Source organism: Amycolatopsis sp. TNS106 (assembly GCF_019330265.1).
Taxonomy (GTDB): domain Bacteria; phylum Actinomycetota; class Actinomycetes; order Mycobacteriales; family Pseudonocardiaceae; genus Amycolatopsis; species Amycolatopsis lurida.
On record NZ_CP024972.1, the window covers coordinates 5,769,762 to 5,791,398 of the forward strand.

Here is a 21,637-nt window from a genome sequence, read left to right on the forward strand (position 1 = left end):
TTACCGTTCCAGTATGCCCGCGTTACTCGTCATGGTGCTGCTGCTCGCGACAGGAGTCGTCCCCGCTTCGGCGGCTCCTGTCGCGGCCTGCGCCGCGGGACCGGTGAGCCCGGGGAAACCGGACGACGCCGTGGTCGTCTCCCCCGGCACCGATCTTTCCGCGAAGACGCGCGAACTCCCTGCCGGTACGACGTTCTGGCTGACCGAAGGCAAGCACACGCTGGACCCGGACGAATTCGGCCAGATCATCCCCAAGGACGGCAACGCCTACCTCGGCGCACCCGGTGCCGTGCTGGACGGTGGCGGCGTCAACCGCTACGCGTTCACCCAGCAGGCTCGCGACGTCGTCATCCGCGGCCTCACGATCCGCGGTTTCGCGGCGCCGCGGGATCAAGGGGTGGTCAACCACGACTCGGGTGAACACTGGACCATCGAGGGCAACACGATCGAGGACAACCGCGGCGCCGCGATGATGGCGGGACCGCGTCAGGAGATCCTCCGGAACTGCCTGCGGAACAACGGTCAGTACGGCATCAACGCCTATCGGGCCGGCGACGGGATCACCGGGTTGCTCGTCGAGGGCAACGAGATCACCGGGAACAACACCGACGACTGGGAGACGAAGGAACCCGGCTGCGGCTGCAGCGGCGGCGCGAAATTCTGGGCGGTGAACGGCGCCGACATCCGCGGCAACTGGGTCCACCACAACCACGGCGCCGGGCTGTGGGCGGACACGAACAACAACGACTTCCTCATCGAGGACAACCTGATCGAGGACAACGACGCGGAGGCGTTGTTCTACGAGATCTCCTACAACGTCGTGGTCCGCGGGAACACCTTCCGGCGGAACACCCTCGTGCAAGGCCGGGCCTTCGCCTCTCGCGGGGACGATTTCCCGGTCGGGACGGTGTACATCTCGGAGTCCGGCGGTGAGCCGCGGATCCGGGCCAGGACTTCGCTGGTGGAGATCGCCGACAACGTCTTCGAGGACAACTGGTCCGGAATCACCCTGTGGGAGAACGCGGATCGCTTCTGCAACAGCCCGGCGAACACGTCTTCCGGCGCTTGCACGCTCCTCGTCCCCTCGGTCTCTTCGTGTTCCGCGCCGGGGATCGCTTCTCGCCCGTTGTACGACGACTGCCGATGGAAGACGCAGCGGGTTTCGATCCACGGCAACACGTTCTCCCACGGGTCCGATTGCTCGGGCTTTTGCGGGCGGATGGCGCTTTTGGCGAACTTCGGGACTTATCCGGAGTGGTCGCCTTATCGGGGGTCCTCCGTTTCGGACGCCGTGACGTTCCGGCAGGAGAACCGGTGGTATGACAACGCTTATTCGGGCGGGTGGCGGTTCGTCGTTCATGACACTTCGCGGACCTTGGGGGTTTCGGAGTGGCAGGGGGCTCCTTACTCGCAGGATGCTTGTAGTTCTTTCGGTGATGGCGGGTGCTGAGCCGGAGCGCAGCTGGTGCGAGCGTGGAGGATTTGGGACATTGAACGTCCCAAATCCTCCACGCTCGCGAAAAAATCGGCGTGACAGGACCATTCGTGCCTCTTCGGAAGAGATCTTGTCGGTGGTCGCGTGCATGGTGATCAGGTGCAAAGAGGAACCTGGTCGACTGACCCTCAGCTCACTCACGGCCCGACGGTGATTCGCGCGGCCGCACTCGAAGCCGCCGGTGTACCGGGCCGGACCATTTCGCGCCGATGCGGTCCCGGCGGCCCTTGGCAACGGCTGCTGCCCGGAATCGTGCTGCTCCACAACGGAGAACCCACCGATGGCCAACGGCTCCAGGGGGCGCTACTGCATGGCCGTGAGAAGGCGGTCCTGAGTGGTATCTGGGCGCTTCGCCGTCATGGCCTGGAGCGACCACCACCGCCTCGGGACGTGCACATCCTGGTGCCCGCCGACCGGCGGGTCGCCACGACGGGGTTCGTTCACGTCGAACGGACCCGGCACCTCCCGCGACCTCACCTCCGCGGCGATCTCCCGGTCGCGCCCGTCCCCCGGGCCGTCATCGACGCCGCCCGGAGACTCACCGACGAAGACGAGATCCAGGCGATGATGGCCGAGTCCGTCCAGCGCCGCTTCTGCACCACCGACATGCTCACCCACGAGCTGGACCAAGCGGGAAGGACCGGAACCGCGCTACCCCGAAGAGCCCTGGCCCCGCTCGTGGCCGGAGCGAGATCCGTCGCCGAGGCCGACGCGTGGCGGCTCTGGCGAAGATCCGGGCTCCCGCCCGGCCACTGGAACGTCCCGATCTTCGACGCGAACGGGAACTACGTCGCCACCCCGGACTTCTGGTGCGACGAGTGCGCCTTCGCCTGGGAGATCGATTCCTACCGCCACCACGCCGGCCTCGACGGTCATCGCGCCACCGTCGCCCGGAACGCCCGCTACGTCGCTGCGGGGATCGTCGTGCTCCAGACGCTGCCGTCTCGTCTCCGCACCGAGCCGGACGAGGTCCAGCGTGAGCTTCGAGCCGCGTTCCGTACCGCGCAGGCCCGGCCCAGGCCGAACGTCGTGATCAAGCAGGCCGCGTAGCGTGTGGAGATGGAAGAGACCCCCGAGCCTTCGCCGGGAATCACCGATATCCGCGCGCTGCTTCTGGGCTATCTCGACCACAGCGCGACAGCGATCCTCCGCAAACTCGACGGGCTCTCCGAAGCCGGCCTCCGGCGGTCGACGGTGCCGTCCGGGTGGACGCCGCTCGGCATGGTCAAACATCTCGCCTGTACCGAGCGGTTCTGGCTGCGGCACATGTTCGCCGGCGAGGACGTCGACTTCTCGTGGCCTGGCACGGCCGAGCAGGAGTGGCGCATCACGCCGGACGACACCACCACCGGGATCCTCACCTTCTTCCACGGCGAGCGACAGAACTGCGCCCGGCTGGCAGCCGTCACCCCCTTGGACGGCCTCGCCGCCAGGGCGACGCGACGCGGCGGCGTCGAAGAGTATCCGACTTTCGCGTGGGTCCTCCTTCATCTCGCGCAGAGCTTCGCCCGGCACGCGGGTCACGTCGACGTCGGGCGGGAACTGCTCGACGGCGTCACCGGGAAGTGAGCCGGTCCACCGCCCACCCCACCACCGGCACCACCGCGACAGCTACCCCGAACCCGCCGAAGGTGTCCGTCGGGTAGTGCGCCCCCAGCGCCACCTCGGCCCACCCCATCGCGAGCCCCGCGGACACGATCAGCCCCACCAGCACCAGAGCGGCACCGCCGGCCCCGAGCCCCCGGACGTCGATCACCAGCAACCCCACGACAGTCGCGACAGTCACCGCGAAGGCCGTGTGCCCACTCGGATACGAGAGGAATTCACCGTGGATCAGCCTGCCGACCAGGGGTTTCAGGCCAGTGGTCAGCGCCACCGTCACACCGCTCGCCGCCACCATGAGGATCGCGATCCGCGGCCGCCGGTGCCGCACGGACACCCAGCCGAACAGCGCCATCACCACGATCGCGCCCACCGGTTCGCCCGCGAAGTCGATGGCGGTCGCCACGTACCAGAGCGGACCCTCGACGCGGTCGACGGCGGGGAGCACGAAGGCGTCCAGTCCGGCGGTGTGCGAGGTCCCGGCGTAGCGCAGGCCGAGCACGAGCGCGACGACGAGACCGAAGGCGGCCAGGGTCCAGAGCGGGATTCGCGCCCGCGGCGGCACCGCGGGCGGACCGGTGATCACGCGTCGATCGCAGCCTGGTAACCGCCGACCAGCCGTTCGAGACCGACCTTCGGTGTGAACTCCTGCTCGTACACCAGCCGCGCCGCCCAGCCCATCTCCTGATTCCGCTCCGCGTCGCCGACGACCTCCCGCAACCGGGCCGCGAGCGACTCGGGGTCCCCGGGTTCGTGCAGCAGACCGGTGACCCCGTCCTCGACGAGCTCGCGGAAGGCGCCGTGGGCGGCGGCGACCGTGGGGACGCCGGCGGCCATCGCTTCGACGACGACCAGCCCGAACGCCTCAAGCCATTCCGAGGGGGCGATGACGGCGTTCGAGCGGACGATCAGGTCTTGACACTCCGCTTTGGACTGAAGGCCGACGTAGCGGACGTCGTCGCGGCCGTGGGCCCAGCGCGAGACCTCGTCCTGCATGGGGCCGGTGCCGGCGATCACCAGCGGCAGCAGCGGACCGCCCGCCGCGGCGAGCCGATCCCAGGCCTTCATCAGCAGGCCGATGCCCTTTTCCTCGGTGATCCGGCCGAGGAACAGCAGGTGCTCCCCGGTGTCCTTGCGTGTCTTGCCCGGGTCGGTGACGTAGTTGTACTTCACCGCTAGCCGGTCGGCGGGCATCCCGGCGGCGATCAGGATCTCGCGTTGTGCCCGCGAGATGCAGAAGAACTTCGAGACACCGGACCACCAGCGGTCGCGGTTCAGCATCATGCTCGCCGCCATCGGCACGGTGGCGAGCCCCGAACCGCGGTAGCACCCGTGCCGCACCGCCGGGATCGGCTTGCGTCCCACACAGTCGGTGCAGATGGAGCCCTCGCGGTACAGCGTGCCGGGCGGGCAGATCAGGGTGTAGTTGTGCACGGTCGCGACCGTCGGCACCCCGGCGTCCGCACACGCGGCCAGCACGGACGGCGAAAGCAGCGGGAACGTGTTGTGGATGTGGACGACGTCCGGCCGGTCGTCGGCGAGGCGGCGGGCCAGCTCCACGCGCACGGCCCGGTTCCACGGCACCCGCAGCGGGACGACGGCCTTGCGCGGCAGCGACATTTCCGCGATGTCGTCGCTGCGCCGCTCGAACAGGTCCACCTCGTGCCCGGCCTCGGCCAGCAGCGCGGTCTCCTGGTCGACAACGTTGTTCTCGCCGCTCGGCTGCTCGGATCGGTACCGGTTGTGGATCACGAGGACCTTCACGCCGTCTCCTTGACGAACTCGGGTTCTTCGGCGGGCACACGCACCAGCAGCGACGCGGCCAAGGCCAGGTGCAGCAGGTACGGCGACGCGTCGCCGAGGCCCGCCTCGGTGTAGGAGGCGGAAAGACAGTAGGTGATCAGGAAGATCGCGCAGGCCCTGGCGGGCGACGGCGGCCGCAGCACGGCGACCACGACCAGCACGAGCAGGAACGCGGCGACGATCGCGATCCCGACATAGCCTTGCTCGTGGTAGACGGCGAGCCAGCTGCTGTCGATCGGGAGCCCGTCGTAGGACTTGTCGGTCAGCCCGACACCGAACAGGTACTCGAGCGTCGTCCGCGGCGCGTCGAGCAGCGCGTCCCACACCTTCGCGCGGCCGGTGAGGCTGGAGAAGTTCTCCTCGGACTGGCCGCGCAGGAACCAGGTCTGCAGCAGCCCGCTCAGCGCCACCACGCAGAACACCCCGACGAGGACCAGCCCGGTGAACACCTTGCGCGCCCGGGCGTTGGACATCCACTGCGACATCAGCGCCACCACGGTCCCGGCCACCAGGCCCAGCATCGCGGTACGGGTGTGAGTCAGCAGCAGGATCGCGAACGACGGCACGATGACCACCAGCGCGTTCCGCCGCTCCAGCTTCCCGCCGAGCCACAGCAGGGTCGTGAGGCCGATGACGATGGCCGCGTACTGGCCGACCTGTGGCGGCGTCAGCGGCCACAGCGTGCCGGTGAGCCGTCCGCCGTATTCGAACGGCAGCGCGTTGCCCGGGCCCAGCGCGAGCCCGATCACCACCGTCACCAGCACCACGCCGTAAGCGCGGATATGGGTGCGGACGAGGTCGAGGCCGCCGTTCCACCAGCGGGTCAGCAACCACAGTGTGCTGATGAACAACGCGAACCGGAAGCAGCGGAACAGCGCGCCGAAACCGCCTTCCAGGTTCAGGCTCGCGACCACGCTCAGCACCAGCAGGACCGTGAGCAGGAAAAGATAGGCGCTCGGCCGGATCCGCAGCCTCGCGTTCAGCGCGAGCGCGATCATGAACGCGGCGCCCAGCGCGCCCATGGTGATCAGCTGGCTGACCGACCTCGGCAGCGGGATGACCGTCTTCGCCCCGGTCGAGCCCAGCGTGTTGATGATCAGCAACGTCCAGGCGATGCCGACCGCCTTCGGGGTGCTGCGGATCGCCGCCGCCGGGCGGACCGCGGGTTCGATCATGTCAGCCACCTCCCGCACGGGTCAGTTTGCTGCCTTGGTCCTGCTTGTAGGGCGCGCCCTGCCACTCGCCGAAGCCCAGGACCCGGCTCGGCTCGAACGCGACGAAGTTCCAAGGCCCGGAGTAGACGTTGTCGTAGAGCCGGTTGCCCTGGTGGAACGTGATCGCCTGCTGGACGACCTCGCCCTTGTACGGCGACCAGTCCGGATACGTGCCGAAGTTCGCGAGCATCGCGATCCGCGCGCAGCTCTCCTCGCAGCCCGCGACGGCCGGGTCGAGCACGAACCGGTTGTGGTGGATCTCGACGCGCTGGGTCTTCCACCGGCAGTCGGCGTTCAAGCCGCCCGACGCGATCGCCGGCTGCGCGCATTTCGCCTGCTCCGGAACCAGCCGCGTGCAGGAGCCGGACGACGTGTTGGCCGGGCTGTTGCAGAACCGGTCGGAGTTCTCCCACAGGGTGACGCCGTTCCAGTTGTTCTCGAACGTGTTCCCGGAGATCTCCAGTTTGTCCGTCCGCGCCTTCACCCTCGGCTCGCCGCCGGATTCGGACACGTAGATCGACGCCACCGGGAAGCTGTCGCCGCGGTCGATGTAGCGCTTGCCGTCCACCCAGTTGTTGCGGCGGATGGTGTTCCCGGCGATGACGGCGTTGTAGCTGGTCTCGTACATCAGCGCCGAGCCGTCATTGTTCTCGATGACGTTGGCCTCGATGCGGAAGTCGTTGTTGTTCGTGTCGGCCCACAAGCCGACGCCGCGGTTGTCGTGCACCCAGTTGCCGGTGACGTCGGCGCCGTCGACCGACCAGAACTTGATCCCGCCGGAGCAGCCGCAGCCGTCGATCTTGGCTTCCCAATCGCCGGTGTTGTTGCCGGTGATCTCATTGCCCTCGACGACGAGGCCGGTGATCTTGTTGTTCTGCGCGTAGGCGTTCATCCCGTACTGCCCGTTGCGCCGCAGGCAGTTCCCTCGCACCTGTTGCCGCGCGCCCGCCATCAGCGCCGCGCCGTCGTTGTCCTGGACGGTGCTGTGCTCGATGACCCATCCGTCGGCCGAGTCGTGGTTGACCACGCCTTCGTCGTGCGGCGCGGCGAAACCCTGGACGGTCAGGTTGCGGATCCTGACGTCGGCGGCGTCGCCGGAGAAGGCGTACTGGTTGATCTTCCGGCCGTCGAGGACCGCCTTCGGACCACCGAGGTAGACGTTGCCCGGCTTCGGGTTGACCTGGTCGTAGCGGTCGTCACCGAGTCTGTGCGTCCCCGGTGCCAGCCAGAACGTCGTCCCGGCCGGGTTCGAGCGGGTCTTCGTGGCGAGATCACCCGGCACCGCAGGGTCGATCTTCACCGCCCCCGCCGGCGCTTCGGCCGGGCCCTCCGGCAGCCTGTCGCACACCTGCGCGAAGGACGGCGGCTTGCCCGGATCCGGTCCCGGCTCGTCGGCCGGGGTCGTGCAGGCGGTGAGCGTCAACGAGCCGAGCAGCGCCAGAAGCGCTGCCCGGCGGAGGCGGTGCGGTCGTGCGATCACAATGGTGGATCCTCGTTACCTGATTCGAAGGTGAGCACGCTGGTGAACGTCGCCCCGTCGGCGGCGGTTCCACCGCCGAGCAGGGTCCACGCGGGCTCGCGGCGGCCGAACCCGGCCGAGTACCAGCCCATCGGCGGGGCGGTCTCGCCGCGATGCGCCGACCAGGTGAGTTCCGGCGGGAGCTCGAGTGTGGCAGCCCTGTCCTGGCCGTCGACCGTCCACGACAGGGCGGCGCTGCTGCCGGTCAAGGCGACCTCGACGGCGGGTCCGAGGTGGAACGCGAGACGACAACACCGCGCCTCGCCGCCGCGAACCTCATCGAGAATCCGCAGTTCAGTGCCGTTCAGCTCCACCGAACGCCGGTGGACCGACGGCGCGTAGCCGTCGTGTTCCGCGCTCCAGCGTGACGGCGTGCCCGCCGCGATCACGGTGGTCGCGGCGTGTTTCGTCCACAGGAACGGCCCGCCGGAAACGGACTGGTCGGCGCGGGAGAGTTCGAGCGTGTTGTGCGCGGCCGTGGACCGGAAGTACGACCGCCACTTCGGTTCGCCGTGGTAGCAGTAGGTTCCGGGGTCGGCGAGGATGTCGACACCGTCGTGCCGGACCTCCACCGAGAGCGCGTCCGCGTGCGCGTGGGCGGCGATGGACAGGAAGCCGTGCGGCCCGCCGTCGCAACGGCACCAGATCGCACCGTCCCGCAGAATGGTCATCCCGGCGTCGGCGAAGTCGTCCCGCCGCCGCACCGGCCGCCGCGCGTCTACCTGGATGTCCATGGCCAGCGCGGAGAAGAGCTGCGTGCGGACGTCCCCGCCCGGCGTCTCCGGCCACCAGTCCAACCGTCCGAAAAGGACGGATCCGGTGTCGAGCAGCGACGCCCAGCGGCTCGTCTCGTCGCCATCGACGATGAGCCCGAAGCCGTCGTCCGCGTCACCCTGCCTCGGTGGGCGCAGCTGATCGTCCACAATGGATGCCAGAGCGTCGGTCATCCGGAGCAGCACGAGCCAGATCGATTCGGGCACCGCGACCCCGGCGGCCTTGGCCTCCAGCGCCCCGGCGAACCCCAGTTCCAGCACGAGCCCGTGGTATTCGGTGGCGAGTTCCCGGTTGAGGCCGGAGTCGAAGGTGTTGTGCCGCAACATCTTGTCGAGTGACGCGAGCGCCGTGTCCCGCCACCCGGCGGATTCCGGGAACCAGGCGAACGCGCAGGCCGCGGCGAGCTGCCCCGCGTCCTCGGCGATCACGTGGTTGTTCGCCGACGAACCCCGGCTCGGGAACGCCGCCAGCCAGCGCTGGTGGTGCCAGATCTGGCCGAGCGCCACGGGGTTGTCCTCGAACAACGCCGGAGTCCGTGCCCAGCCGTCCAGCAGGCGCCGGACCCACACCCACGACAGCAGCCGGATGCCTAGTTCGATCCCGCTGACCCAGTGCACCCCGCGCATGGGCGGGTTGGCCGCCCACCACGACTTCAGGTGCGCGGCCACGCGTTCGGCGTACCGGTCCTCGCCGGTCAGGGCGTACGCGGCGGCCAGCACGGTGAGGTGCTGGTGCCGCGACGGCTCCCAGATCTGCTTGATGTCGCCGACGGCGTCCTCGCTCCGGTACGGGATGTCGAAGGAGTACACGTCGGACGGTGCGCGGCGGCCGGTCTTCGGGTCGTACGACCAGTCCGGGGCGACGAGGTCGTCCCGTTCGACGCCGAAGTACTCGGCGCGCCCGTCCATCAACCGGTCGGCGGCGACGAGCAGATCCTTCACCGCCTCGCCCGAGACGGCGGCGAGGACGTCCTCGCCGGGCACCGTCGCGAACCGGCGGTCCGGCAGCCAAGCCGCCTTCTCCCCCGCGACCCCGCGCCACTGGCGTTTGCGTACGACGTCGGTGACCCGGCCCGCGATCTCGGCGGGCCCCATCCTCGACAGTCTCCGGAGGTACCAGGACGGATCCATCAGCCGAGTCCGATCCGGACCGGCATCCCGGTTTCCAGGCTGCGGTTGACCGCGAGCGTGGCCAGCGTCGTCGAAACGAGCGACTCGACCGAGACCGGCATCGCGACCCCGGTGCTCAGCGCGTCGACGAACGCTTCGAGTTCGGCCGCCTGCCCCTTGTCCCGGCCCTTGGGGATGCGCGAACTCGCCCACTTCTTGCGGCCGAACACCGACGCGCGCGCGAAGTCGTCGAACTTCAGCACCTTGCCGTCGGCGGTGAGATCGATCGTCTCCTTGGGGAACGCCGACGAACCACTGGTGGTGTACGCGATCGACGCGGTCGAGCCGTCCGGGTAGCGCAGCAGGATCTGCAGGTCCTGGTGACCGGGGGTCGCGGTGGCGTACACGGAGACCGGGTCGGAGCCGAGCAGCCAGCTGACCGTGTCGATGAAGTGGCCACCCTCGCCCGCGAAGCGCGAACCCTCGCTGTCGGCCTGGTTGTACCAGCTGTTCGCGTCGAGCTGCCCGGCGTTGACCAGGTACCGCACGGAAGCCGGGCCGATCCGCGGGCCGAACTGGCGCACCGACTCGTTCAGCAGTGGGGCGAATCGGCGGTTGAAGCCGACCTGCAGCCGGTCGTTCCCGGATTCCTCGATCGCGCCGAGCACGACCTCCAGTTCCTTCTCCGACAGCGCGAGCGGCTTCTCCACGAAGACGGCCTTGCCCGCGAGCAGCGCGCGCCTGGTCAGTTCGGCGTGCGAGCTGTGCCTGGTCACGATGAACACGGCGTGGATCGAGTCGTCTTCGAGCATCGCGTCGACGTCGGTGGAGGCGCGGGCGAAGCCGAACTTGCGCTTGGCGTTCGCACCCGAGAGCGCGGACGTGGTGACGACTTCGAAAAGGTCGAGGTACTCCATCTCCACGAGATGCGGGAGAAGCATCGAGGACGCGTAGTTGCCGGCGCCGATGAAGCCGATCCGCAAGCTGTCGAGCTTCGGCACCGCGCGGCTCGTGACGGGCTTGGGCAGCGAAACCTCGGTGACGGGCTCGGTGGTGGTGGCGGCGCGCTTCTCGTACTCGAACAGCACCGCGACGGCCTTGAGTTCGCCCTCGTTCAGCTTCCGGTACGTCTCCACGGCGTCGGAGAAGGCCGAGACGTGCGAGATCAGCGGCTCGACGTCGAGACGGCCGCTGCCCATCAGGTCGACGACGCATTCCAGGTTGCGGCGCTCGGTCCAGCGGACCTGGCCGATCGGGTAGTCGCGGCCTTCGAGTTCGTACTCCGGGTCGTAGCGGCCGGGGCCGTACGAACGGGAGAACCGGACGTCGAGTTCCTTTTCGTAGTAGGCGTTCCACGGCAGGTTCAGCGAGCACTTGCCGATGTCGATCACCCGGCCGCGGTCGCGGGCCAGCTTCGCGGCCAGCTCCACCGGCTCGTTCGTGCTGCCGCCCGCGGCGAGGTACACCTGGTCGACGCCGTGCCCGGAGCTGATCTCCGCGACCGCGGTGTCGATGACGCCGGAGCCGGGATCCCCGCATTTCAGCGCCCCGAGCCGTTCGGCGAGCGCGCAGCGCGCCGGATCCGGGTCGACGCCGACCACGCGGACCCCGGAGGCGACCAGCAGCTGGACGACCAGCTGGCCGATCAGGCCGAGCCCGATGACCAGCGCGATGTCGCCGATCTGCGGTTCGCCCTGGCGGACCCCCTGCATCGCGATCGAGCCGACCGTGCCGAACGCGGCGTGCCGCGGGTCGACGCCGTCGGGCACCTTGGTGTACAGATTCTTGGGCACCCAGTTCAGTTCCGCGTGCAGCGCGTGCTCGTTCCCCGCGCAGGCCACGTGATCCCCGACGGCGACGTCGTCGATGCCCGCGCCGACCTCCTCGACGACGCCGCACAGCGAGTATCCCAGCGGCGTGTACGAGTCGAGTTTGTTCATCGCCTTGCGGTACGTGGCGCCCAGCCCGTTCGTCGCGACGCTCTGCATCACCTTCGCGACCTGATCCGGCCGGGCCTTCGCCTTGCCCACCAGCGAAAGGCTCGCCTCGGACACCTTCATCATCTCGGTGCCGGTGGAGATCAGCGAATAGGCGGTGCGGACCAGCACACCCCCCGGTTTGCACGCGGGCACTTCGACGTCGAGGAGCGCCAGCTCCCCGCTCTTGTAGTTCTGCACTACCTGCTTCACGTCGCTCCTCAGCGATCAGGGGGTCCGGGCCGAAACGGCGCCGCGATACCAGTACTCGAGGGTCAAGATGTGCCAGAGATGCTTCGACCGGTCCTGCTGCCCGGACGCGTCTTCGTCGACGAGCTTCTGCAAGGCCTCACGACGGAGGAACCCGGCCTTCACCAATTCACCTTCGTTCGTCACCTCGCGCACCAGCGGCGCGAGGTCGCGGCTCATCCAGGCCCGCAGCGGCGCGCTGAACAGGCCCTTCGGCCGGTGCACGATCTCGGCGGGAAGGATCGACAGCGCCGCTTCCTTGAGCGCCATCTTCCCTTGGCGCTTCACGATCTTCCGGTCGCCGGGGATCCGGAACGCGGCCTTCACGACCTCGATGTCGACGAACGGCGTCCGCACCTCGGTGGAGGCCGCCATGCTGGACCGGTCGGTGTAGGCGAGGTTGAGCCCCGGCAGGAAGAGCCGGGAGTCGGCGAGACACATGCGGTTCACGAAGTCTGACAACGTGTTGTCGTGATAGGTGTCCGCATGTTCGGTGATCACGTCGTCGACCGCGCCGGCGAGGTCCGGGTTCAGCAGGCCGACCAGTTCCGCCTGGTCGTACATCGTGTAGCTGCGCCGGAACGCGGTCTCCTCGGGCAGCTCCGCGAACGAGAGGAACCGCTTGGCGAAGCGGACCGACCGGAATCCCCGTTTCGACGTCGCCACCGGCAGTCTGTCCACAAGGGACTCGACGGGCCGCCGCACGAGGCCGGGAACCCGTTGGTACCGCACGGCAAGCGTGTTCGCGAGGTGCTTGCGGTATCCGGCGAACAGCTCGTCGGCGCCCATACCCGAGAGCATCACCTTGACGCCCGCCTCGCGGGCCGCGGTGCAGATCAGGTAGCTGTTGATCGCCGCCGGGTCGCCGATCGGCTCGTCGAGGTGATACGTCATGCGCGGCAGCAGATCCAGCACCTGCGGCGCGATCTCGATCTCGTGCAGGTCGACGCCGAACTTCGCGGCGACCTTCTTCGCGTACATCAGGTCGTCCGGCATCGCCTCGAACTTCGCGTCCTCGGCCCGGAAACCGATGGTGTACGCGGAGATCCCCGGCCGTTCACGAGCGGCGAGCGCGGTCAGGTAGCTGGAGTCGAGGCCGCCGGAGAGGAACGTCGCGACCGGCACGTCCGCGATCAGATGCTTGCGCGTGGAGTCTTCGATGACGGCGTTGAGGTCGAACTCGCCCTCATACGCGGCGCCTTCCTCGGCGACCTGGCGCAACGACCAGAAGGTGCCGCGCTCGGCGTCGCCGTTCGGCCGGAACCGCGCCCAGCTCCCCGGCGGCAGCTTCTCGGCCTCCTTGAACGCGCAGCGGCCGTCCGGGACCCAGTAGTAGAGCAGGGAAGCGACGAGCGCGGTGTCGTCGACGGTCAGCGAGCCGCCCAGTTCGGCGGCCAGCGCCTTCAGCTCGGACGCGAAGGCGACGCCCTTGCCGCGACGCACCAGGAACAACGGCTTGATCCCCAGCTGGTCGCGGACCAGCACCAGCTCGCCGGACCGCTCGTCGAAGACACCGAACGCGAACATGCCGCGCAGCCGGTGCAAGCCCTCGGTGCCCCACGCGCGCCAAGCTTCCAGCAGGACCTCGGTGTCGGACGTGCCCCGGAAGCGCACACCGGTGGCTTCGAGTTCCTTCCGCAGCTCCGGCGCGTTGTACAGCTCGCCGTTGTAGGTCAGCGCCAGCCCGTCCTTGACCATCGGCTGCGCGCCGGTTTCGGTCAGGTCGACGATCGACAGCCGTCGGTGTCCTAAGTGGACCTCTCCGTGGTCGTACCTGCCGGAACCGTCCGGCCCCCGGTGGGCGAGTGTCTTGGTCAGCCGATCGGTGAGCGGTCCCCCGTCCGGCCAGAAGTAGGCCCCTGCGATGCCGCACATCTGCTGTCGCTCCCCTTACAAGGCTTCGGCGTTATCCGGTGACACAGGCTTGAATCGTTTGGTCGGCTGATCGGCGTTGTCGTCGGCGCGTTTGTACGGGGTCGGATGCCGCCGTCCGTTCTTCTTCTCCCGCGGGAACATCTCGACCGGCTTCGGCGCGGGCGTGGCGACCCTCTCGACCGGCTTCACCACCGGTCGCGGCGCCCGTCGTTCCGGCGGGGCCTTGCGCTCGGGCACGGCACCGGCGCGACCGCGCAACGCGGTGTGCAGGCCGTCCCACAGCGTCCCGTCGGTGTGGTCGCGCGGATCCGGGTCGACCACGACGACGCCGATGATCGGGATCCGCCGGTCCGCCAGCTGACGGGCGACGGTGTGCAGCCATTCGGTGTTCGCGTGCCCCGCGCGCACGACGAGGATCGTCTCCGCACCGAGGAATTCGAGATCGGTCCACGCCGTGCCGGGCTCGATCGAGCCGACGCCGATGCGCCGTTCCTGCGCGGCCATCGGGACGTCACCACGGTCCAGTACCTGGATCGGGCCTTCCCCTGCCAGCTCGCGGAGGTTCGTCTTCGGCAGGTCGTCGACGAGCGAGACCGGCCCCTTCTCGGCCAGCTCGCGCGCCATGTCGACGGCGAGCGCGGCGGTGACCCGGCGGGCGCCGAGGTCGAGCAGCGACACCGAGCCGCCCTCCTGCCGGACGGCGCGGACCAGGGTGGCCGCGACCCGCCGCCGCCCGGTCTCCGCCTGGGACCGCCGCAGGAAACGCGGCGGATCGGGCAGCTGCGCGATCACCGAGGCGCCTAGGTGCCGCGAGATCTCGCGGCGCAGCACCGGCCGGTCCTTCACCACGCTCGTGACGGCCGCGAGGCCCAGTCCGGCGAGCAATCCCAGCGCGAAGCCGATCCCGGCGTCGGTGGCGAGGGTCTTGAGCAGCGAATGCGGCAGGATCCGCGGCGCGTCCACGATCTGTGTCCCGGCGGCGACCTTCGGCGTGCCGATGCCCGCCTCCTGCGCGCGGCCGTCGTAGTCGGAGATCTTGGACGTCAGCTCCGCGCGGCGCGAGTACAGCCGCTCCAGCTGAGCGGGGTTGGCGTTGCGGCCCTTGGCCTCTTCGGTGACGATCGACGCTTCGATCGGGGTGAGCTCGTTCTGGGCCTGATTGCGCTGGTCGAGCAGGGCCTTCTGCTGCGCCGCCGCGGCCGCCTGGTTGCGGCCGACGTACTCGGCGATGAAGGCTTCCGAAATCGCCTGAGCGCGGGCCAGCGCCTCGTCCCTGGTCTTGCCCTTGACCGTCAGCTGGAGCACGTTGTTCGTCAGGCCGAGCCCCTCGTAGTCCTTGAGGAACTCCTCCGGCGCTTGCGTGCTGTTCAGCTTCTTGAGCGCCTCGCCCGCGGTCTTCGTCGTCTCCAGCACGGCGACGTCGGTCCGCATCAGGGTTCCGCTGTCGGTCGGCGAGTCGTCTGGGTGGATCACGAGGATCTGCGCGACCGCGGTGGGCGGCGACGGCATCAGCATCGCGACCAGCCCGCCGGCGATCAGGCCCAGCAGGGCGGTGGCCACCCACAGCCGACGTCGTCTCCGTACCGAGACGACCAGCCGCTGCAGGTCGACGAGCGGCTCTGACTTCGCTTTTTCGGCGCTGGTCACGCGGTACCTGCCAGGGCTTCGTGGTCGGACGGGGCGGATGTGCCGGGCCGGGTGCGGGTCGGCCGGACCGGCCGGATCAGCACGGTGCCCACCATGGCGAGACCGGCGTCGGCGACGGCTTCGGCGATCCCGACCAGCTCCCAGGCAGACCTGGAGCCGAGGCTCGTCACGACGAGGACCCCGTCCGCGCCGGTGTCCGTGACGATGGGCCGCGCCGGGGACACCGTCACGACGGTGAACCACCGGTCGGCGAGCGCGGCGAGCCGTTCGGCGGCCGCCTGCCCGGCACGATCGCCGTCGGCGGCGACCACGAGCAGCCGCCGGTGCGGCAGCCGGGAGATCAGGCGCCGGTACAGGACTTCGGAGCCGATCTCGTCGGCGAAGACGTCGACCCGCGGGACGTTCCACGGCCGATCGTCACGGAGAAGCTTGGCCCGCAACGTGGTGCCGTCGGACGGCTGCTCCACGGCGTCGAAGGTGGCGAGCACCGGGCCGCCGATCGCCGCGGCGATCTCCTCCTCGTCCCGCAGCCGCCGGTCGGTGCGGGCGGTGAAGAGGTGACCGAACAGGCCGATGAGGAAGAACAGCACCGCGCCGCCGAGGGCGAGCTGCGGGAGCGTGGGCGCCGCCGCCGAGGACGGCAGTTCGGCCGAGCCGAGGACGACCATGTTGCCGAGGCCGCTGGCCGTGTCGGCCGCGTTCAAACTGGACATCGCCGATTCGATCGACGAGCGCAGGCCCTGCAGTTCGGTGCGGAGCTGGACGCTCTCGACGGTCGTCTTGCCTTCATTGACCTTCGCGGAGAGTTCGCTGATGCGCTGGTTCGTCTGCTGGACCTGCTGACGCAGCGTCTCGCGGCGTTCCTGCGCCAGCTGGACCGCCGCGTCACCGGAACCGGCGATGATCTGCGTCGAGTACTTCACGAACTCGCTCGCGATCTGGTCTGCCATCCGCTGCGTCTGTTCGGCGGTGTCACCGGTGGCCTCGATGGTGATGACATTGCCCTGTGCGACCGAGGTGGCCACCTTGTCCCGCAGCTCCGCGCCGGTCATCCCGTCGCCGAGCCCGGCCGCGGCCCGGTCGAGGACGACCGAACTGGTCGCCACCTCGGCCTGGGTGAGCAGTTCGTCCGCCTCGCGTGGGCCCTGCAGCAGCACGCTGGACGTCGTGGTGTAGCCGGGCGAAAGGATCACCGACGATCCCGCGCCGAGCAGGGCGCCGAGCACGGCGAGGACCAGCAAGGTCCGCCATCGCCCGCGCAAGACCTGTCCGATCATGGACAGGCGCACCGTGTCGTCAGTCAAAGCCGGGATCTCCGTCCGGTGCGTGGGGGTGTGCATGAATCCCGTCGGACCGGCCACCGCGTTGGTTACAGGGTTTCCCGACTCTTGTTCAAAACGCGACCGGGAAGTCGATCACCGGACCGCGGCCGCATAGGCCGCGAGCAGGGCTTTCTGGGAGTTCTCCCACGACAGCGGACCGGCGACGCGCGCCCGTCCCAGCTCACCCATGGCGGCCCGCTGATCCGGCGAGTCGAGCAGATGCGCGATCAGCTTCGCGAACTCCGGCTCGTCGTTCGCCGGGGCGTACAGGGCGGCCTCTCCGGCCGAAACCCTGGCCTCCCGCAGTTCGAAGGACACGATCGGACGGCTCATCGCCATGTACTCCATGATCTTGTTCATGGTCGACACGTCGTTGAGCGGGTTCAGCGGATCCGGCGAAAGGCAGACGTCGGCCGAGGACAGGTAGCGCAGCAGGTCCTCGTCGGAGATCCGGCCGGTGAACTCGACCTGGTCGTCGAGCTTCAGTTCCTTGGACAACGCCACCATGGCGTCGAAAGCGTCGCCGGAGCCGATGAACACGGCGTGCCAGTCCCTGCGGCCGACCTCGTCCCGCAGTGACGCGAGCGCGCGCAAGGCGTAGTCGACGCCGTCCTGCGGGCCCATCACGCCGAGGTACGCCAGCAGATGCGGCTTGCCCTTCTTCAGCTCGGGCTCGGCCGGAACCAGGTGGAACCGCTCGACCACGGGCGCGCTGCGCACGACGAAGACGTCGTCCGGCGACTTGCCGCCGCGTTTCACGGCGACGTCCTTGTAACTCTCGTTGGTCGCGATGACGACGTCGGCCGTCTTGTAGGTGCGGCGCTCCAGCGCGCAGACCGCGCGGTAGAGGAAGTCCTCCCCGCGGTCGAAGCGCGAAAGGTACAGCTCGGGGCAGAGGTCGTGCTGGTCGAAGATGAACTTCGCGCCCTGGCGCTTGAGGTACAGCGCGACGAGGAACAGCAGGTCCGGCGGGTTGCAGGCGTGCACGACGTCCACCCGGCCCACCTTGCGGGCGAGGCGCAGCGTGTGCCACAGCGCCGAGCCGTACTCCTGGACGTACCCGGCCGGACCACCGGTCGCGGCCTTCAGCGGGTACCGCAGGATGTGGACGCCGTCGATGGTGACCTCGGCTTCGGTGTCCCGCTTCGTCCCTTGTGGACAAATGACGTGGACTTCCCAGCCGGCGTCGCGAAGCGTCTGGCACTCCTGCCAGACGCGGCGATCGAAGGGGACGGAGAGGTTCTCGACGAGGATGAGAGCTTTACCAGGCAAGACCGACATATCCCTCTTCAGCCCGGCGACGGTCGGCGTCGGGTACGCGGACGAGATCGATGATGGTGTGGCCGCCACCCGCCGGGAGGGCCGCGAGGACCTCCGGATCGGTGGAGCCGATGAGGCAGACCTCGGCGTGGTCGACGACCTCGCCGACCGAGCCGGCGAGCAGCTGGCCGAGATGCGGCAACCTGCCCTCGATGTACTCGCGGTTCGCGCCGATCAGCCGCGAAAGGCTGACGTTGGCGTCGTAGATGCGGAGGTCGTACCCCTTGCCGAGCAGGCGCTCGGCAAGTTCGACCAGCGGGCTCTCGCGCAGGTCGTCGGTGCCGGGTTTGAACGAGAGGCCGAACAGGCCGATCTTGCGTTTCCCGGTGCGCGCGACCAGATCGAAGGCACGCTGGAGGTGTTCGTCGTTGGAGGGCAGCACGTGCGACAGGATCGGGACGGCGACGTCCGCGCGGTGCGCGGCGTAGACCAGGCCGCGCAGATCCTTGGGGAGGCACGAGCCGCCGAAGGCGAACCCGGGGCGGAGGTAGGCGGGGCTGATGTTGAGCTTGCGGTCGGCGAGGAAGACGTCGATCACCTGATGCGAGTCGAGCCCCAGCGCCCGGCAGATCGCGCCGAGCTCGTTCGCGAAGCCGATCTTGAGCCCGTGGAAGGAATTGTCGGCGTACTTCGTCATCTCGGCGACCGGGATCGGGACGCGGAAGACCTCGCCGGGAAGGCCTTCGTACAGCGCTGCGACGACGTCACCACTGGCCGCGTCGAGCTCGCCGATGACGGTCTTGGGCGGGTCGAAGAAGTCCTTGACGCTGCTCCCCTCGCGCAGGAACTCGGGGTTCACCGCAACGCCGAAGTCGACGCCCGCGGTGCGGCCGGACGACTTCTCGAGGATGGGGACGAGCAGATCCAGGCAGGTGCCGGGGAGCATGGTGCTGCGGAAGACGACGGTGTGCCGTTGCGTCTTGGTCTTGAGCGCTTCGCCGATTTCCTCGGCGACACGCTCCAGGAACGCCGTCGACAGGCTGCCGTTCGGCGCCGACGGGGTACCGACGCAGATGAGGGAGACTTCGCTGTCCGCGATCGCCTGTCTCACGTCGGTCGTCGCTCTCAGCTTGCCCGCGGCGACCACCTCCGCGGTCAGTTCCCCGATCCGCTCTTCGACCACCGGCGCCTTGCCGCTGGCGACGAGTTCGATCTTCACCGGGTTCACGTCGACCCCGACGACCTCGTGCCCGCGTCCGGCAAGGCACGCCGCCGACACGCAACCGACGTAACCGAGCCCGAAGACACTGATCTTCATGACGAATTCCTCCAGCCGCATTCCGCTGCCCGTTGGTCGGCGGGAGGGCCGGGTTCGTTACCGGTGTCCGTCGTTCGCCTGCTTTTGGCGGAATGCCTGTGCGGCAAGGGAATTACTCATCGTCCGCGGGGCGCGAAACGCTACAGGAAGCGCGTAAGGGTTTCGTCTCGATCCCTCGTACACGCGTGAAACGCCCTCCCGGTTGCCCGGCCACGGCACCGGAATGTTCCGCTCTACCCTCCCGGATGATCCGGACTTTAGGTTCGCTTCGTCGACGATCGCCGGGAGCGCCCGTGGGAGACGGGCGCGCACCAGGCGAGACTGGGGGAACACCATGCGAAGAACGTCGCTGCGCACGATCGGCGCGTTGACCACGGCCTTCATGGTCGCCGGCCTGGCAACCGCAGTGCCCGCGTACGCCGCCACCGGCCCGAACATCAAGGTGACGGCCAAAGCCCAGGAGGGACGCTGGCTGCCGGGTGACGCCATTCCGATCGAGGTGACGGTCGCCAACATCGGTGACACGACGGCGAATCAGGTCAAGGGGTACGGCGACCGTGAGTCCGGCGCCTACTTCACCTTCGACGAAGCTTCCTGGGGCGACCTCCGCTCCGCGGACGGCGCGACCTACGCGCCGGGCGAGAGCAGGGTGTACACGCTCAAGGGCAGCGTGTACACCCTCACCGAGGGCAACCCGGTGCTCACCATCGATGTGAGCAGCCCGGAAGAGGCCGACTACTCGGACAACCGCAGCCGGACCACAGTCGGGCTGCTGTCGCCCGACACCACCGACCGTGTCGCCGGGGTGCTCTACGGCGACCGCGACGAGGACGGCAAGCTCTCGCCCGGCGAGGGGCTTGCCGGTGCCGAAGCTCGTCTGATCGGTCCGGGTATGTCCGGGCACCTCGTCGCGATCACCGACGCCGAAGGTCGATTCTCCTTTGCTGCCGTCCCGGTCGGTTCCAACATCTCGTGGCACTTCGAGAAGCTTCCGGACGGCTGGGTGACCGAATACCCGCCGAGCCTGAGAGTGGACGGCAGCGGGCAGAACACCGCGCTCGAGGGCAGGGCGATCCGCCCGTTGACGGACTCGTTGAGCGCGAAGATCGCGCTCGACAAGGCCAGCTACGCGGTGGGCGAGACCGCGACGGCCACGGTGACGCTGACGAACGTCGGAACCCGCGAAGTCACCGGCCTGTACGCGGGCTGCGACCCGGGCGGCTTCGAACGGGGTTTGGAGGTCCCGCAAACCCAGTGGGGCGCGTTCAGTTACGTGAACAAGGCCGGCAAGGTCGCTCCTGGGCAAAGCGTGGTCTTGAAGGTCGCCGGCAAGGTGCCCGCGAGGGCGGGCGCCTACGGTGAGACCGGGCTCGATTGCTGGTTCGACAACGACAACTCCTTGAGTTCCGGGCCGTATGCCTACCAAAACGCGAAGGTGCCGGGCGCCAGGGCCGACTCCCGCGGCCGGCTCTGGCACGACAAGAACGGTGATCATCGGATCGACCCCGGCGAAGGAGTGGCGAACACGACCGTCGCCCTGAGCACGATCGACAAGAAGCTCGTGTCGCTCGCCAAGACCGACGCCAACGGCTTCCTGACCTTCACCAACGTCGCGGTCGGCGAATACCGGCTCTCGATACTCGGCCCATGGCGGACGAGCACGTCCGGCGAGACCGTCGAGGTCGTCGCACCGCCTTACAACCCCGGCCAGTGGACCCTGCACGTGGTCCCGCGCTGATCATCCGCTCGGACGGCCCCGGGGCGAAGGCTCCCGGGGCCGTCGACTTCCGCTCAGCCCTGAACGAACTTCGCCGCCAGGCTCTGCCCGACCGAGGCCGACTTCCCGTTGTCCTCGATCGGCGACACCTTCGAGTTCTTGAAGCAGATGTAGGTCACGCCCGAGTCGACGCCGCCGTTCTTCGGGTCCGGGTTGATCCCGAGCGCCTTCGCGGCCGCGTAAGACGCCTCGCCGATGATGTCCTTCGGGCCGGTGTCGCCGATGACGGTGTAGAGCACCTTGTCGTTGTAGATCACCGCGCACGAGCCGGCGCCCTTGAGGCCCGCCTTCTCGAAGTTCCACGTGCTGCTGATGCTCGGCACGACGACGTAGGGCGTCTGGTCGGCGATCAGCGCCTTGCCGTCGGAGCGCGGGTACGCGGTGCCGTCCTGGAACCACGGGTCGGTGTTCTTGTTGCACCGCGCGGTCGGCTGCCCATCGCAGTCGACGTCCATGTCGGCCTTCCAGAAAACGGCGCTCCCCGCGTCGCAGACCGCGATGGTCCGGCCGGTTTCTTCGTCGGTCTTGTACTTGCCGTTCGACACCTGCTTGCAGGTGGTGGTCTTCGCCAGCAACTGCTGCGCGGTCGGGGCCGCCTGTGTCGAGGGGGAAGCCACGGCCGTCGCCGCGGGGGTCAGCCCCGCGGCCATCACCATCGCCGATAAGAGGAGCAGTTTCCGCATACCGAGCACCCCTT

General features: G+C 68.8%; 16 protein-coding genes. 4 read left to right on the forward strand and 12 right to left on the reverse strand.

What is annotated here, in order from left to right:
* The first annotated feature begins 13 nt into the window (after positions 1–13).
* The 3 genes from CVV72_RS26130 (at position 14) to CVV72_RS26140 (ending at position 3,064) form a co-directional block, all read left to right on the forward strand.
* Positions 14–1,450 carry a right-handed parallel beta-helix repeat-containing protein gene (locus CVV72_RS26130; protein ID WP_219146191.1) on the forward strand — a complete coding sequence of 479 codons (1,437 nt, stop codon included), beginning with the start codon at positions 14–16 and terminating at the stop codon, positions 1,448–1,450.
* 195 nt (positions 1,451–1,645) lie between these two features.
* Positions 1,646–2,545, forward strand: a complete 900-nt coding sequence (locus tag CVV72_RS41780; protein ID WP_255632266.1) for a hypothetical protein — start codon at positions 1,646–1,648, stop codon at positions 2,543–2,545.
* A 9-nt stretch (positions 2,546–2,554) separates the two neighbouring features.
* The gene (locus CVV72_RS26140) at positions 2,555–3,064 is read left to right on the forward strand and encodes a DinB family protein (protein ID WP_219146192.1); all 510 of its coding nucleotides are present in this window, start codon (positions 2,555–2,557) and stop codon (positions 3,062–3,064) included.
* Here the strand turns inward: CVV72_RS26140 and CVV72_RS26145 are convergent.
* The 11 genes from CVV72_RS26145 to CVV72_RS26195 all read right to left on the reverse strand — a co-directional run bounded on the left by CVV72_RS26145 (position 3,051) and on the right by CVV72_RS26195 (position 19,163).
* Positions 3,051–3,683 carry a phosphatase PAP2 family protein gene (locus CVV72_RS26145; protein WP_219146193.1) on the reverse strand — a complete coding sequence of 211 codons (633 nt, stop codon included), beginning with the start codon at positions 3,681–3,683 and terminating at the stop codon, positions 3,051–3,053. The genes CVV72_RS26140 and CVV72_RS26145 overlap by 14 nt on opposite strands.
* A complete protein-coding gene (locus CVV72_RS26150) occupies positions 3,680–4,861 on the reverse strand; it encodes a glycosyltransferase family 4 protein (RefSeq protein WP_219146194.1) in 1,182 nt (393 codons plus the stop codon). The genes CVV72_RS26145 and CVV72_RS26150 overlap by 4 nt, the downstream gene beginning before the upstream one ends.
* Positions 4,858–6,075: an O-antigen ligase gene (locus CVV72_RS26155; RefSeq protein WP_219146195.1), complete on the reverse strand. Its 1,218-nt coding sequence runs from the start codon at positions 6,073–6,075 to the stop codon at positions 4,858–4,860. Before CVV72_RS26155 ends, CVV72_RS26150 begins: the two co-directional genes overlap by 4 nt.
* 1 nt (position 6,076) lies before the next feature.
* A complete protein-coding gene (locus tag CVV72_RS26160; RefSeq protein ID WP_219146196.1) occupies positions 6,077–7,594 on the reverse strand; it encodes a right-handed parallel beta-helix repeat-containing protein in 1,518 nt (505 codons plus the stop codon).
* Complete coding sequence (locus CVV72_RS26165; RefSeq protein WP_219146197.1) at positions 7,591–9,537, reverse strand: alginate lyase family protein; 1,947 nt, start codon at positions 9,535–9,537, stop codon at positions 7,591–7,593. Before CVV72_RS26165 ends, CVV72_RS26160 begins: the two co-directional genes overlap by 4 nt.
* The gene (locus CVV72_RS26170) at positions 9,537–11,705 is read right to left on the reverse strand and encodes a bi-domain-containing oxidoreductase (protein ID WP_219146198.1); all 2,169 of its coding nucleotides are present in this window, start codon (positions 11,703–11,705) and stop codon (positions 9,537–9,539) included. The genes CVV72_RS26165 and CVV72_RS26170 overlap by 1 nt, the downstream gene beginning before the upstream one ends.
* Positions 11,706–11,720: 15 nt before the next feature.
* Positions 11,721–13,616 carry an asparagine synthase (glutamine-hydrolyzing) gene (asnB, locus tag CVV72_RS26175; RefSeq protein ID WP_219146199.1) on the reverse strand — a complete coding sequence of 632 codons (1,896 nt, stop codon included), beginning with the start codon at positions 13,614–13,616 and terminating at the stop codon, positions 11,721–11,723.
* Positions 13,617–13,631: 15 nt separating this feature from the next.
* A complete protein-coding gene (locus tag CVV72_RS26180) occupies positions 13,632–15,263 on the reverse strand; it encodes a Wzz/FepE/Etk N-terminal domain-containing protein (RefSeq protein WP_219146200.1) in 1,632 nt (543 codons plus the stop codon).
* Entirely contained in the window at positions 15,260–16,540 is a 1,281-nt protein-coding gene (locus CVV72_RS26185) for an exopolysaccharide biosynthesis protein (protein WP_219154127.1), read from the reverse strand. The genes CVV72_RS26180 and CVV72_RS26185 overlap by 4 nt, the downstream gene beginning before the upstream one ends.
* Positions 16,541–16,678: 138 nt before the next feature.
* Positions 16,679–17,866: a glycosyltransferase family 4 protein gene (locus CVV72_RS26190; protein ID WP_219146201.1), complete on the reverse strand. Its 1,188-nt coding sequence runs from the start codon at positions 17,864–17,866 to the stop codon at positions 16,679–16,681.
* Entirely contained in the window at positions 17,847–19,163 is a 1,317-nt protein-coding gene (locus CVV72_RS26195) for a nucleotide sugar dehydrogenase (RefSeq protein ID WP_219146202.1), read from the reverse strand. The genes CVV72_RS26190 and CVV72_RS26195 overlap by 20 nt, the downstream gene beginning before the upstream one ends.
* Positions 19,164–19,497: 334 nt before the next feature.
* On the opposite strand from CVV72_RS26195, the gene CVV72_RS26200 reads away from it, so the two are divergent.
* Positions 19,498–20,901, forward strand: coding sequence for an SdrD B-like domain-containing protein (locus tag CVV72_RS26200; protein WP_219146203.1), 1,404 nt, complete (start codon positions 19,498–19,500; stop codon positions 20,899–20,901).
* A gap of 53 nt (positions 20,902–20,954) precedes the next feature.
* Here CVV72_RS26200 and CVV72_RS26205 read toward each other — a convergent pair whose 3' ends face one another.
* Positions 20,955–21,623 carry a glycoside hydrolase family 75 protein gene (locus CVV72_RS26205; RefSeq protein WP_219146204.1) on the reverse strand — a complete coding sequence of 223 codons (669 nt, stop codon included), beginning with the start codon at positions 21,621–21,623 and terminating at the stop codon, positions 20,955–20,957.
* Positions 21,624–21,637 lie beyond the last annotated feature (14 nt).

Excerpts from the sequence above, each read along its gene's own strand:
- CVV72_RS26155 (WP_219146195.1), bottom strand. The coding sequence starts at position 6,075 with ATGATCGAACCCGCGGTCCGCCCGGCGGCGGCGATCCGCAGCACCCCG.
- CVV72_RS26140 (WP_219146192.1), top strand. The coding sequence starts at position 2,555 with ATGGAAGAGACCCCCGAGCCTTCGCCGGGAATCACCGATATCCGCGCG.
- CVV72_RS26165 (WP_219146197.1), bottom strand. The coding sequence starts at position 9,537 with ATGGATCCGTCCTGGTACCTCCGGAGACTGTCGAGGATGGGGCCCGCC.
- CVV72_RS26130 (WP_219146191.1), top strand. The coding sequence starts at position 14 with ATGCCCGCGTTACTCGTCATGGTGCTGCTGCTCGCGACAGGAGTCGTC.
- CVV72_RS26190 (WP_219146201.1), bottom strand. The coding sequence starts at position 17,866 with ATGTCGGTCTTGCCTGGTAAAGCTCTCATCCTCGTCGAGAACCTCTCC.
- CVV72_RS26185 (WP_219154127.1), bottom strand. The coding sequence starts at position 16,540 with ATGATCGGACAGGTCTTGCGCGGGCGATGGCGGACCTTGCTGGTCCTC.
- asnB (WP_219146199.1), bottom strand. The coding sequence starts at position 13,616 with ATGTGCGGCATCGCAGGGGCCTACTTCTGGCCGGACGGGGGACCGCTC.
- CVV72_RS26205 (WP_219146204.1), bottom strand. The coding sequence starts at position 21,623 with ATGCGGAAACTGCTCCTCTTATCGGCGATGGTGATGGCCGCGGGGCTG.
- CVV72_RS26200 (WP_219146203.1), top strand. The coding sequence starts at position 19,498 with ATGCGAAGAACGTCGCTGCGCACGATCGGCGCGTTGACCACGGCCTTC.
- CVV72_RS26195 (WP_219146202.1), bottom strand. The coding sequence starts at position 19,163 with ATGAAGATCAGTGTCTTCGGGCTCGGTTACGTCGGTTGCGTGTCGGCG.